Origin of the sequence: Bradyrhizobium sp. JR4.3, from assembly GCF_040547695.1 — a bacterium.
Taxonomy (GTDB): domain Bacteria; phylum Pseudomonadota; class Alphaproteobacteria; order Rhizobiales; family Xanthobacteraceae; genus Bradyrhizobium; species Bradyrhizobium canariense.
Map to the genome: position 1 here is coordinate 127,059 of NZ_JBEPQF010000004.1, position 13,263 is coordinate 140,321.

5 protein-coding genes are annotated in these 13,263 nt (G+C 61.3%); all 5 read right to left on the reverse strand.

The genetic code is table 11. The features are described 5' to 3' along the window. Positions 1–22: 22 nt before the first annotated feature. A complete protein-coding gene (locus ABIB91_RS09205) occupies positions 23–943 on the reverse strand; it encodes a DUF427 domain-containing protein (protein WP_354160195.1) in 921 nt (306 codons plus the stop codon). 160 nt (positions 944–1,103) lie between these two features. Then, positions 1,104–6,623 (reverse strand): trifunctional serine/threonine-protein kinase/ATP-binding protein/sensor histidine kinase, encoded by a 5,520-nt coding sequence (locus tag ABIB91_RS09210; protein WP_354160197.1) that lies wholly within the window; start codon positions 6,621–6,623, stop codon positions 1,104–1,106. A 152-nt stretch (positions 6,624–6,775) separates the two neighbouring features. Continuing rightward, positions 6,776–11,932 (reverse strand): trifunctional serine/threonine-protein kinase/ATP-binding protein/sensor histidine kinase, encoded by a 5,157-nt coding sequence (locus tag ABIB91_RS09215; RefSeq protein WP_354160533.1) that lies wholly within the window; start codon positions 11,930–11,932, stop codon positions 6,776–6,778. A 335-nt stretch (positions 11,933–12,267) separates the two neighbouring features. Further along, positions 12,268–12,492, reverse strand: a complete 225-nt coding sequence (locus tag ABIB91_RS09220) for a hypothetical protein (RefSeq protein ID WP_354160199.1) — start codon at positions 12,490–12,492, stop codon at positions 12,268–12,270. Positions 12,493–12,532: 40 nt separating this feature from the next. Continuing rightward, the gene (locus ABIB91_RS09225) at positions 12,533–13,060 is read right to left on the reverse strand and encodes a YkgB family protein (RefSeq protein WP_354160201.1); all 528 of its coding nucleotides are present in this window, start codon (positions 13,058–13,060) and stop codon (positions 12,533–12,535) included. Positions 13,061–13,263: the final 203 nt, after the last annotated feature.

Sequence of the window (13,263 nt, forward strand, 5' to 3'; positions counted from 1 at the left end):
CTCTAAGGTGTGCTCGTTCGTCTCACGAACGTCGATGGAGTGGACTGGTTGCAGCTTCAGCGGGTTGGCTACCAGGCGTTGGCTCGGGGACCACCTCGCCGATGTCGAGATTACGATCGGGGCCGTGTGAAACCACCAACTGGCCGGGTTCGAGACGCATCTGCGTGCCATCGAGATGGACCGTCACGATGTCCGGCTCGAACGATACAAAATTGGAGATGCGGCGGACTTCGGGATAGGCGTCGAGATACGACCATGCAGCCTGGCGCGCGCCTCCGATCGAGTAATAGCTGCAGAGGCCCTTGTACGGGCAGAAGGTCTGGAGCTTTACCGGGGTGAGGGCAGACTCATCGATGTCGGCACGAGGAACGTACCATCGGGGTGCAAAGCCAGACTCGTAAAGGACCAGCGGCCGCTTTGTATCGGCAATGGCCCGGCCCTGGTGGCTGACCACGAGGTTACGAGAGGTCTGGCGGATGTCGATGCGGTGATAGGGATCGGCAGCATGGCCCACGATGCGTTCGTCTTCCTCGTAGAAGGCATCCATGGCCCGCCAGGCGAAGGCGATCAGACCCTGCAAATCGCCTGCATGGGCGGGCAGGTTGGTGTGCTGCCACGCTCCTCGCGCCGCGATGTGTTGCTTGTCGACCCGAACGCTGTACCAGGACGTCGGCCCAAGATCGGCGTGTTGAGTGATATGCTCGGTGCGTTCCAGCACATGTGGGGAAACATCGGCCTCCGGGAAATAGGCCACAGGATAACGGCCCGGTTCAAAAAGCAGGAGGACCCGTTCGCTATCGGCGATCCAGCTTGCCCCAAAGCGCACACGTATGCGGCGACGTAACGGTTCGACGTACAATAGTCGCTTGGGCAGCGGCTCGGGGACGAGAAAGCGGCCGATTGCTCCCGTTGAAAGCGGGCCTTGTTGCCAGGACAGTCCCAACTGATCTCTCCCTGCAGCACACCGTCAGCCGATGGCGGATCTATTCCGGCTCGTGCTTGGCTTCGCCGGTGCGATCCGATGGCTATATTTCGTTCGCGGCCCGGCCTTGGTTACAGTCACCCAACCAATTTTGCGGTGTGATGACGCCAGCCGAGACGGTTCAACCAACCGCAAAGCCGTCATCGATTGGTACGGTGAATTGGAAGACGGCTCCGCGCGGTTCGTTTGCAGCCGCCCATAGCCTGCCGCCATGCGCCACGATGATCGAACGGCATATCGACAGTCCGACACCGAGGCCGCCCGACTTGGTCGTGTAGAAGGGTTCGAACAGCCGCGCTTGGCCTTCCGCAGACAAGCCCGGTCCCGAATCCGTGATCGATACGAGTATGCTCTCGGCATCTGCTCTCGCGGTTTGGATCAATAGCTCGCGCTTGCCCTCCGTTGTCTCGCTCATGGCCTCGATGGCGTTCAGGATCAGGTTGAGCGCGACTTGCTGCAGCTCGACGCGATCGCCGATGACCTTGGGCAGACGATCGGCGAATATCGTCTGGATCGAGACATCGTTCCGCGCCGCTTCAGCTTCCGTGAGTTCGATAACTTGGTCGATGACGTTGTTGATCGCCAGGGAATCCCGTTTGGGCGGTGACTTTTTTACGAGATCCCGGATTCGCCCAATGACCTCGCTGGAGCGGATGCCGTTCTCGATGGCGCGTGTCAGCGCCCTGCGTGTCTGCTCCAGCGCCGGCGGTTGGTGATCGAGCCAGCTCAAGGCCGCTTGCGCGCTGGCGATAACGGCGGTGTTCGGCTGATTGACCTCGTGGGCGATGGACGCCGTCAGTTGTCCCATCACCGCCACGCGGTTGGCGTGGGCCAGTTCCATCTGAGCCTCGCGGTAACGCTGCTCGTTCTCGCGTGCCTCGGTTTCGGCGCGCTTGCGCTCGCTGAGATCCAGTACGAAGGCAACGCCTTGCTCTTGCTCGTCGTCGAACAAGGCTCCGCCGGTCAGCACCGGCACCCGGCTGCCGTCCTTGCGGAAGAACGCCTTTTCGAACGGCTGGACAACCCGCGTCGCCTTCAATTCGGCCCGGGCGCGAGCGGTGCGCTCCTGCCATTCGGGCGGCGTTAGATCTGCCCAGCGCAACCGGCCTGCGGCGAGATCCTCGCGATCATATCCGATGGTCTTCAGGAACGCGTCATTGGCATCGAGAAAGTCGGGGGTGTGATCGAAGATGAATATCCCGATGATGTTGGCCTCGACCATCCGGCGGATCCTCGACTCCCGCTCCTGAAGCTCACGGTACAGACGGGCATTGTCGAGCGAGGTCGCAGCCTCGGATGCGAGAAATTTCAGGATTGCGATCCGGGCGGGCGTGAAGACGCGCGAGGCGAGATTGTTCTCGAGATACAGAAATGCCACCGCCTTACCTTGCTTGATGAGCGGCACGCACACGGCTGATCGGACGTGCTTCTTCCGGATGTATTCGTCGCCGCCGAACGCGCTGCTCGTCGAGGCGTCGTCAAGCACGACGCTTTCTTGGGTGCGAGCCGTGTAAAGTACGATCGACATCGGTACTTCAGCGGCGGAGATCGGTGAATCGGCGAGATCGAGAGCGACCGAACCGCCGCCAGTCACCGCGTCCGCCCGAATTCTCAGCTCAGAACCCCTCGGTAAAATCAGCACGCCACGTTCCGCACCCGCATGCTCGATGGCCGAACGAAGCAGGGTCTCAGTGAGCTTCTCCAGAACGATCTCGCCTGAAACAGCCTCCGACACCTTGAGAACCGTCGCAAGGTCCAACTGTTCGACAGGTGCTCCGATCGTACCGGCCGCGTTGAGCGCGGATCCGCTCTCCCGCAGGCCCGGATGGAGTTTCTCGAGCTGGCTCACCTTCGCCTCGGCCCCCCAGCGCGCGTAGCAATCGCACGCTTTTTTCAAGTAGGACAGAACGACCGTTCGAATGCCTCGCGCCTCGTAGAACCCAGCTGCACGTTCCGCGGCGATCGCTTCGATCTGCGCGAATCCGGATTCTTGCGCCAATCGGATCGATTCTTCGTACAGCTGTTCCGCCTCAAGTTCGCGGCCTTCGATGCGCGCGAGCTCCGCCGTGACGAGCTTCTGCCGGGCGGCGAAGTTTGCGGGGCAGCGGTTGGACCAGATTGTCAGCTTGCGGTGGTGTTCGCGGAGGTCGCTGAAGCGTCGCTCGCGATCCTCGGGCCGTGATGCGTGATAAGCTCCGGCATGAGCAAGCGCCGTGTAGAACCGGTATTCGGTGAAATCCGAATAAGCCCGGACGCACCATGAGAACGTTTCTGCGCGTGCGGCGAGGGCGATCGCGACATCGTTACGTCCGGCAAGGACTTCGATCTGAATCTGCGTCGCGTAGTAGAAGAAGGCGCTTAGCGGTTCGCTCGCGTCCGAGGTCTGAAGCGCCCCGGGGCTCTCGAAGTCATTCGGCCCATCGCGCGCCATAAGGCTCAGCGCCAGATTTCGTTGCCTGATGAGGCCCTCCGCAGCCAATCGGACGCCCAGACCCTCGGCGAACGTCAAGGATTGCTCGGCGTTCGAACAGACGTCCATGAGCGAATCGCCGCAGAAGAGATCCACCGATATCAGTCCGCGATGCGAATACGCCGCGAATGCTAGATCTCCAGTCGTCAAACTGATTGCAAGAGCGCGCCGAATGAACGGCCTTCCCGATCGGATCGGGAGAATCCATGGGGTCACGTGGAGGCCGAATGCCAAAAGCGCGCGGCCGCTCAGCCCTGTCTGCGGTTGCCTGTCAGCAAGCGCTGCACCAAATTGTGATAATCTGAATCCAAGTTCTGCATCGGTTGAATTGCTCGCGAGCACGCCGAATATGGCGGTCAGCGGGTAGCACGATTCAGGGCAGGTCCCGTGCTCGAGCGTCAGTCGAGTTGCCTCCACGAGCATGGTGTCGGACAGGTTACGATCGGTGAGAAACGCAGGTGTGAGGAGGTCAGCCAAAACGCCCATGGTCGCACGATGATCCGGATCGGTCATCGGCGGTAGCGCGTAAAGCTGATCATCGGACAGCTTTTCGGTCAAACTCCGCAAACGTCGCCGATCCTCATCCACCTCGCTGCGGCTCGGATGAGGAGACCAGTCAATGCCGGTTCTGCGCAAAAATGCGAGGCAAACATCGACCGCCCGCTCGAGCTGTCCCGCAGTGGTGTATAGCTGCGCCTGGAGTCTGGCGACCTCGGCGTTCGCCTGAATGTCTGAACGGCTCTGCGACAGGACCGTCAATTCCGCCTCTGCTGTGTTCAGCTCGCCAAGCAGGAATTTGCATTCGGCGTGGAGCAGGCCGATCGCGAAGGCGTCTCGGCTGCACTGCGGATGCCCTTCCTCCCCGAGCAGTTCGCGGGCGATTTCAAGGTACGTTGCGGCCGCGTGGTAAGCCGTTGCATTTCGCGCGCGCCGGCCAGCTGCGAGATTGACGGCAATGACCTGTTCGCGTTCAGCGTCGTTCGTCAAAGAGGCAATGCCGCGGTTCAGCTGGTTGGCAACCATATAGACGCGCTCGTTGGTCTCGTCAGGCGTCAGCTGCGCTGCCAAGACCAGACCGATCCGAAGGTGCAAGGCTGTTCGCCTGTCCTGGTCCGGTTGAAGCGCATAAGCGGCCTCTTGCACGCGATCGTGCACGAACGCGTAAGAGCTCTTGAGGCGTCGAATTAGTTCGAGATGCGTCGCATCTCGCAAATCTGCGTGCAGTGTCTGCTCCGGTGTTCCGTGCACGAGGCAGAGCATTGCGATCTCGGCGCTGTTGCCCAAGCAGGCCAGCTCCAGCAGGGCCTGACGTGTCTCGTCGCGCAAACCGCTCAGCTTGCCGACCATGAGATCCGCGACGTTTTCGGCGTAGCTCTTTTCCCTGATGCGCTCGAGATCCCAGCGCCACTGTCCCTTGTCATGATCGAAGGTCAGTAGCTTTTCTTCGGCCAGTGCCCGTAGAAACTGCGTGAGAAAGAACGGATTCCCGTTTGTCTTCTCGTATATCAGCTGCGCCATGGGCATGGCGTATGCCGGCTCGCAGTGAAGTGCATCCGCGGTGAATTCCAGGACGGCAGCGCGAGTGAGGGGTGCTAAGTCGATTTCCAGCACCCGTTTGCGGGAGGCCCGAATTTCGACGAGTCGTTGTGCCAGTGGATGTTTAACGTCGACATCCTTGCGTCGATAGGCAGCGATGAGAAGCAGATCTTGCAGGTCGGATCTGTCTAGAAGAAACTCGATCAGATCCAATGTGGCCACGTCGAGCCATTGCAGGTCGTCGAGGAAAAGCACGAGTGGATGGTGAGGCTTGGCGAAGATGCCAATGAAGCGTCGAACGACGAGTTGGAAGCGTCGCTGTGCGTCTTGCGGGGGAGCTTCCGGGACAGGTGGTTGATCCCCGATCACGAGCCGCAGTTCCGGTACGAGATCCACCATCAGTTGACCGAGAGGGCCCAGCGCGTCGTGCAGTGCGCTACGCCAGGGTGCCAGATCGGCATCGCTCTTGGCGAGGAGGCCTCGGATAAGGCCTTGGAGCGCATGCGCGACCGTCGCGTAAGGCATATCGCGCTTGCTCTGATCGAACTTGGCGGAAGCGAAGAGCCCTCCCAACGGGATCAAGGCCTTGTGCATTTCGTCGACGAAAGCGGACTTGCCGATACCGGAGGGGCCGGATACCAGGATCAACTCGGGCGTGCCGCTCCGGGTGACGCGATCGAACGAGGTGAGCAACGCCTCGATCTCGTGCTCCCTGCCGTATAGCCGTTCGGGAATCAGCAGGCGGTCGGGTGTATCGGTTTGGGCCAGAACGAAATCATTGATCCGTCCCTGCGCTTCCCATTCGGCGAGTGACCGTTCGAGGTCGCTCTTGAGGCCGGCGGCGGTCTGGTAGCGGTCCTCGGCCGTCTTGGCGAGAAGCTTCACGATTATCGCCGACACGGCGCGAGGCACGCCATTGATTCGTTCGGCGGGCGGAACGGCACGTCTCGCGATGTGGCTGTGCACCCATTCCATCGGACTGGCCGCAGTGAACGGCAGCGCGCCAGTCAGCATCCGGTAGAACGTCACGCCGACTGAGTACAGATCGCTGCGGGAATCGACGGACCGGTTCATGCGGCCGGTTTGCTCGGGCGCCATGTAGGCCAGCGTGCCCGCGATGGTCTCCGGTGGTTCGAGCTGCTGTCGCTCGCGCGGCAGGCGAGATGCAAGGCCGAATCCTGTGATCCTGACCTCGTCTGCTCCGGTTACCAGGAGATTGGCCGGCTTCAAATCCTTGTGGACCAGGCCCTGCCGATGCAGCTGGTCGACGGCGGTGGTGATGCCGAGAGCCAATGGCAGAAAGCGGGTCAGCGTCATCGGCGCGCCGAGCTGCCGCTCGAGCGGTTCGCTGCCGGGGTCTTCCAATATCAGCACGGTTCGGCCACCGTCGCGGATCAGCTCCAGCGGCCGTACGGCCCAGGTCCCATCGAGCTCGTCGCGCAAGGCGTATTCATGGGCGAACCGGTCGAGGACCGCGGCCGGCGGATGTTCCGTAGCCGCCCTTACGGTCAGGACACTGTTGACGTTGCCATCGGCGGATCGGCGCCATTCACGGCAGAAGACGCGCTCGCCGTCGTCCCATAACGCCCTGAGACCGGCATTGCCATTTGTAGATACCCGCGAAGATACGTGCATCTGCCGGACTCCGGAACTAGCCGGCTAGTCGGTTGAAGAGGAGGGAAAGGTGTTCACCAGTCCCGTTCGGGAACGTACTCCCAACACCAATCCTCAACAATAGCGGGGATCGGAGCCGTGGTATGAGCCACATTCGGATTTCGGGGCGTGGCTCAACCAACTGCAAAGCCTTCATCGATTGGCACGGTGAACTGGAAGACGGCTCCGCGCGGTTCGTTTGCAGCCGCCCATAGCCTGCCGCCATGCGCAACGATGATCGAACGGCATATCGACAGTCCGACACCGAGGCCGCCCGACTTGGTCGTGTAGAAGGGTTCGAACAGCCGCGCTTGGCTCTCCGCAGACAAGCCCGGTCCCGAATCCGTGATCGATACGAGTATGCTCTCGGCATCTGCTCTCGCGGTTTGGATCAATAGCTCGCGCTTGCCCTCCGTTGTCTCGCTCATGGCCTCGATGGCGTTCAGGATCAGGTTGAGCGCGACTTGCTGCAGCTCGACGCGATCGCCGATGACCTTGGGCAGACGATCGGCGAATATCGTCTGGATCGAGACATCGTTCCGCGCCGCTTCAGCTTCCGTGAGTTCGATGACTTGGCCGACGACGTTGTTGATCGCCAGGGAATCCCGTTTGGGCGGTGACTTTTTTACGAGATCCCGGATTCGCCCAATGACCTCGCTGGAGCGGATGCCGTTCTCGATGGCGCGTGTCAGCGCCCTGCGCGTCTGCGCCAGCGCCGGCGGCTGGTGATCGAGCCAGCTCAAGGCCGCTTGCGCGCTGGCGATAACGGCGGTGTTCGGCTGATTGACCTCGTGGGCGATCGACGCCGTCAGTTGTCCCATCACCGCCACGCGGTTGGCGTGGGCCAGCTCCGTCTGAGCCTCGCGGTAACGCTGCTCGCGTTCCTGAAGCTCCCGGTACAGACGAGCGTTGTCGAGCGACGTCGCGGCCTCGGACGCGATAAATTTGAGGAGGGCGACCTTTGCGGGCGTAAACACACCCTTTGCAAGATTGTTCTCGAGATACAGCAGAGCGACCAGGCCGCCTTGCTTCGTGAGCGGAATGATCAGAACCGACCGGGCGCTCTTGAGCTGAATGTACGGGTCTCCTCTGAAGGTTCCGCTTTCCGCAGCATCGTCGAGAATGACGCTTCCTTGCGTGCGAGCCGCGTACAGGACGAGCGACTCCGGGATTTCCATCTGGGAGATCGGGCGATCGCACAGATCGACATTGATCGAAGCTCCCTGCGTCGTCGCCTCCGCCCGAATCCGCAGCTTCGCGTCCCGCTGCAAAATCAACAGTCCTCGTTCCGCACCGGCGTGCTCGATGGTCGTACGCATCAGAATGTCGATCAGTTTCTCGAGGACGATCTCTCCGGACACGGCCTCCGAGACTTTCAGGGCTGCTACGAGGTCCAGATGTTCGATCGGTGCACCGATCGTGTCAGTTGCAGTGCCCAGGGGTGCGTTCTCCGCAAGATGCGGATACATCTCATCGATCTGGCGTACCTTGCCCTCGGCTCCCCACTGGGAATAGGCGTCGCGCGCGTTCCGACGGTATATATCGGCGAACGCGTTATATTCGCGAGCCGCATAAAAATTCGCAGCCAGTTCGTAGGCGAGACCCTCATCGGCAATGAGTCCGTTTGCGCGGGCCGAGCGAACTGCGTGTTCGTAAAGGCGCATTGCATCGGAGTCGCGGCCCTCCAGGCGGGCGATTTCCGCATCGACCAGCGCTGCGCAGTGCGCGAAATTGTCCGGGCAATTCTCAGCCCAGGCTTGGAGTTGCCGATGATGCGCGACAATCGTGTCGATGTGCCGGTGCTCGGCGGTGATTGCTTCCGGCAGTGCAGCCAGAGAAAGCGCACTATAGTAGTGATACGAAGCTGCCTCGGCCGGAGTGAGCGGCGTCCATCGCCGCCGCTGCAGCTTCGACAGGATACCGACCGCCGTTGAGTAGTCGCAGGCAAGAAAACGCGCCCGGAGTTTGAGGATCCAGTAAATGCATTCTGCGCGCCACAAATTCGGATTGACGGCGAAGTGCTCTTCGATCCGAAGTTCGTCGAACTGCTCGTCGTCGAAGGAACCGAATGTTGGGGTCAACCCGCGGAGCGTCCGGAACAACCCGCGTTGCGCGGAGATGATGTCCTCGATGAACCCGAACCCCATCTTCCGGACGAAGGCGAGGCCAGCCTCGGCCTCGCTCAGAATCTCGACGAGTGGATCGCCTGCCTGGAATAGATTGCCGTTCAGATTGCTGCAACTATATGCCGCATAGGTGAGATCGCCGCTTCTGTGCGCGCTTTCGAAAGCGCGGCGAAGGAGATCGCGGGCGACCCTGAAGTGTCTGGTCCACGGCACGACGTGTGCGCCAAATATCAGATAGGTCGCAGCCTGGAAGCGGTTTATTCCGCGCTGCTCGACCAATTCATAACCGAGCTCTCCGAAGCGAAATCCGGATTTGTAGTCGCCGAATTGCAGGCCGGCCACCATTCCGAGCTGTACATAAGCAACGCACGATCCGTCGCTGTGGCCCCACTCGAGCCCAAGATTGACGGCCCTGCAGATCGTGAGGGAAAGCAGGTTCATATCCGTGAAGAGGGCGGGCGGCAGTAGCTTTGTCAGAACATCCATCGTCGCAAGGGAGGCTGGGTCGCTCATCAAGGGCAGCTTGACGAGGTCTTCGATGCTGCGTTCCCCAATGCCCGTCCAGACAAGATCGTACTCGCGGCGCGCCTCCGCTTCAGTCGGGTTGGGAGACCAGTGCACGCCGACCTGCCGCAGGTACCCCAGGCCGACGTCGACGGCGCGGCCGGATTGACCGAGCGTTGTATAGACATCCATACGTAGGCATGCGACGGCGGCCTGTTCGAGCGAATTGGTCGCGCGCGTCGCCAGTGCAGCCAGACGATCGTCCGCGACAGCTGGTTCGCCGGTCAGGAACTCGCATGCGGCCCGATTCATTTCCAGTGTGAAGGCAAGCTCGTGCCGCCGCGCCCAGCAATCGGCGGTCAAGAGCTCGCTTCCGGTGGAGAGATAGGCAAGTGCCGAGCTATAGGCTGAGGATGCCTTGGCGCGCTGGCCGGCAATCAAGTTGAGCTCGGCGACTTGCTCGCGCTCGCCCGGCGAGCCGACGAGGGGTAGGCCGCGGTTGAGTTGATTGACGATATCGAAGATCGCCAACTCGCGCTGCTCCGGCGGAGTGCGTGCCACCAGGAGCCGCCCGATTCGCAAGTGCGACGCAGGCCTCTCGGATTCGGGAATAAGTGCGTAGGCGGCTTCCTGGACCCGGTCGTGCACGAACCTGCAGTGCCGGTCCTGACGCTCGACCAGCTCGAGACGCACCGCGTCGACGAGATCGAGATGGACCTGCTGTTCCGATATGCCGAGCATCAATGACAGAGTTGGGACGTCGGCGCTGGTGCCGAGGCATGCAAGCGTCTGCAAAGCCGTCCGCGTTTCCTCTGGCAGACGGCTCAGCTTGCGGACCATCAAGTCAACGACGTTTTCGGTATAGCCTTTGGCATGGATGCGCTCGAGGTCCCACTGCCATTGGCCTGTCTCATGATCGAAGGCCAGCAAGCGTTCTTCCGAGAGTGCGTGCAGGAACTGGATCAGGAAGAACGGATTGCCGCCGGTCTTCTCATGTATCAGTTGCGCCAATGGCGCAGCGCGGGCCGGCTCGGAGCGAAGCGCATCCACGATGAAATGCTCGACGTCGGCGTGAATGAGGGCTGCCAGGCTGAGCGTCTGGACGGGCGCGCCCGAATCGTGAATTGCGGCGAGCTTGCGCCTCAGCGGATGGTTGGCATCGATCACGTTGCTGCGAAAAGCGCCGATCAGCAAGAGATGTTGCAGGTCCGATCGCGTCAGCAGCTCCTCGAGCAGGTCGAGCGTCGCAGCATCCAGCCACTGCAGGTCGTCGAGGAAGAGCACAAGCGGCCGGTCCGGTTGCGCGAAGACGCCGATGAAGCGCTGCAGGACGAGTTGAAATCGTCGCAGAGCATCTTGCGGTGAAGCATCCGGGACCGGCGGTTGATCGCCGATGACCAGTTTCAATTCGGGAACCAGATCGACCATGAGCTGGCCGTTGGACATCAATGCTTCGCAGATGGCGTTGCGCCACGATGCGAGTTCGGCGTCATTCTTGGCGAGGAGGCGACGGACGATGCTTTGAAAGGCCTGTGCGAGCGTCGCATAAGGGATGTCGCGCTTGTACTGATCGAACTTGCCCGAGGCGAAAAGGCCACCCAGCGGGACCAGGGCTCTGTGCAATTCGTGGACTACGGCCGACTTGCCGATACCGGCATAGCCCGAGATCAAGACAAGCTCGGGCTTTCCGCTCCGGGCGACGCGGTCGAACGCGTCGAGCAAGGCCTCGAGCTCAGGTTCCCTGCCGTAGAGCCGCTCGGGAATGAGCAGGCGGTCCGGTTGGTCCGCCTCGCCGGGTGTAAAGCCGTCAATCCGGCCTCGCGCCAGCCATTCGGCGAGGCAGTGCTCGAGGTCGTTCTTGAGGCCGGCGGCGGTCTGGTAGCGGTCTTCGGCTGTCTTGGCGAGAAGCTTCATGATGATCGCCGACACGGCGCGAGGGACGCCATCGACCCTTTCGGCAGGCGGAGCGGCTCGTCTCGCGATGTGGCTGTGCACCCATTCCATCGGATCGGCCGCGGTGAACGGCAGTGCCCCCGTCAGCATCCGGTAGAACGTCACCCCGAGTGCGTACAGATCGCTGCGGGAATCGACGGACCGGTTCATGCGGCCGGTCTGCTCGGGCGCCATGTAGGCCAGCGTGCCCGCGATGGTCTCCGGTGGTCCGAGCTGCTGTCGCTCGCGTGGCAGACGAGATGCGAGGCCGAATCCGGTGATCCTGATCGCGCCCGCTGCGTCGACCAGAATATTCGCCGGTTTCAGATCCTTGTGGATCAGGCCACGATGGTGGAGCTGGGCGACCGCCCCGGCAATACGAAGAGCCAATCGCAAGAAATGGTCCAGCTTCATCGGCGAGCCGAGCAGCCGCTCGAGCGGCTCGCTTCCGGGATCTTCCAATATCAGCAAGGCACGATCGCCATCGCGGATCAGTTCCAGCGGCCGTACAGCCCAGGCTCGATCGAGCTGGTCGCGCAAGGCGTATTCGTGCGCGAACCGGTCGCGGACCGCGGGCGGATGTTCCGCCGCGGCTCTTACGGTCAAGACACAGTTGAGGTTGCCATCGGCGCTCCGGCGCCATTCACGGCAAAAGACGCGCTCGCCGTCGTCCCATAGGAGTTCGAGACCGGCATCTCCATGCGGGGGGATCGGCGAGGACACATTCATCTGCCGGACTCCGGAACTGACCGGCCGCCCCGTCGAGAAAGCGCGCCAACCGTCCAATCGCCCCCTCATCACCCTAATCTCCGAAAAGGTCCCTCACAACGGCACTCATCAGAACGAACCCCGCTGGCTTCACGCTGCTCACTCCTCTGGCCTCCAATATTCGAACATGCTGCCATATAGGTTACAGGCAGATTTGATTTTGATCGGGAACTCTGGGTGTCGGGAACTCGCCCGTGAGCTGCAGATTCCTTGGCTTAAGCGCGGGGGAATTGCGGAATTCTTCGAGAGATCTTCAGCGTGGACAGCATCAACGTCTATAAGCCGTCGCCGCAAACTCACGCTGGCGTGGAGAATGAACTTGGCGTCCGTCCTTCGCAGCTCTGCATGATCGCCTGCCATGCCTGGGATACGCTCGGCGCCGTCGCGGTCGGCTCGGAAGCGGCGTTCATGAGGCAGCCCAGCAATAATATTCTCGCAATAATATCCTCGGAATTGGTCCTCAGCCGCAGATCATCGGCGGCGACCTCGCCGATGCCGCCGAGCGGCTCATCGCCCGTCACGGGGACGATGTTGATCCTGCTCCTCCAGTGCCAACCGGTGCTATTGCATCGCTTCCTGTCGAACAATCCCGTTCTGAGCAGGCGACACATCGGCTGCTGCCCGGAGGAGGTCCCGCTTGAGCAGATAGACCGAAGCCGCAAGCAGTACGACATCCTTCATGAGGAAGAGGAACGGCAGCGTGGCCGCAGGAAAGCCGCCGGCTGGCGCGGCCCAGGCATCGGGGAAAAACGGAATGATTGTCACGGTGGCCACATAGGTCGCGCATGAACCCAGCGACCCCAGGACTGCCAATTTTCTGCTCCAGAAGCCGAGCAGAAGAAGCAGCCCAAACAACAATTCCGCCGAACCCAGGAAGTAGGCCGCACCGCGCACGCCAAACACCGGATACAGCCAGAAGATCAGCGGACCATTGCTGATGAACGGAATCAACGCGTGCGCTTCGTAGTCGAACCATTTCTGGCAGCTGAAGACGAAGAAGACGACGATCATCGCCACACGCGTGGCATGGTAGTCAAAATCGCCTCTGACTAGATCGAGCTCGGACAGTTTCTTTATGAGCTGGTCCATCTGATGTGGTCTCATCCTCGAGGTCGGATTGGCGAATGGCCGCGTCGACGTCCGTCATTATCTGAAGAGTAGCCAAGCTTCGAAGGACGCGCTGTGCGCAGGTTATCGTGCCTTTCTCAAACTTGCGCTGTTCGGCCGCAGGCAACCGGGATCGGCGTGGGCAGACTTCGCTCGCGTTCTGGCACATGCAAATGACGTGATGA

Excerpts from the sequence above, each read along its gene's own strand:
- ABIB91_RS09210 (WP_354160197.1), bottom strand. The coding sequence starts at position 6,623 with ATGCACGTATCTTCGCGGGTATCTACAAATGGCAATGCCGGTCTCAGG.
- ABIB91_RS09225 (WP_354160201.1), bottom strand. The coding sequence starts at position 13,060 with ATGGACCAGCTCATAAAGAAACTGTCCGAGCTCGATCTAGTCAGAGGC.
- ABIB91_RS09215 (WP_354160533.1), bottom strand. The coding sequence starts at position 11,932 with ATGAATGTGTCCTCGCCGATCCCCCCGCATGGAGATGCCGGTCTCGAA.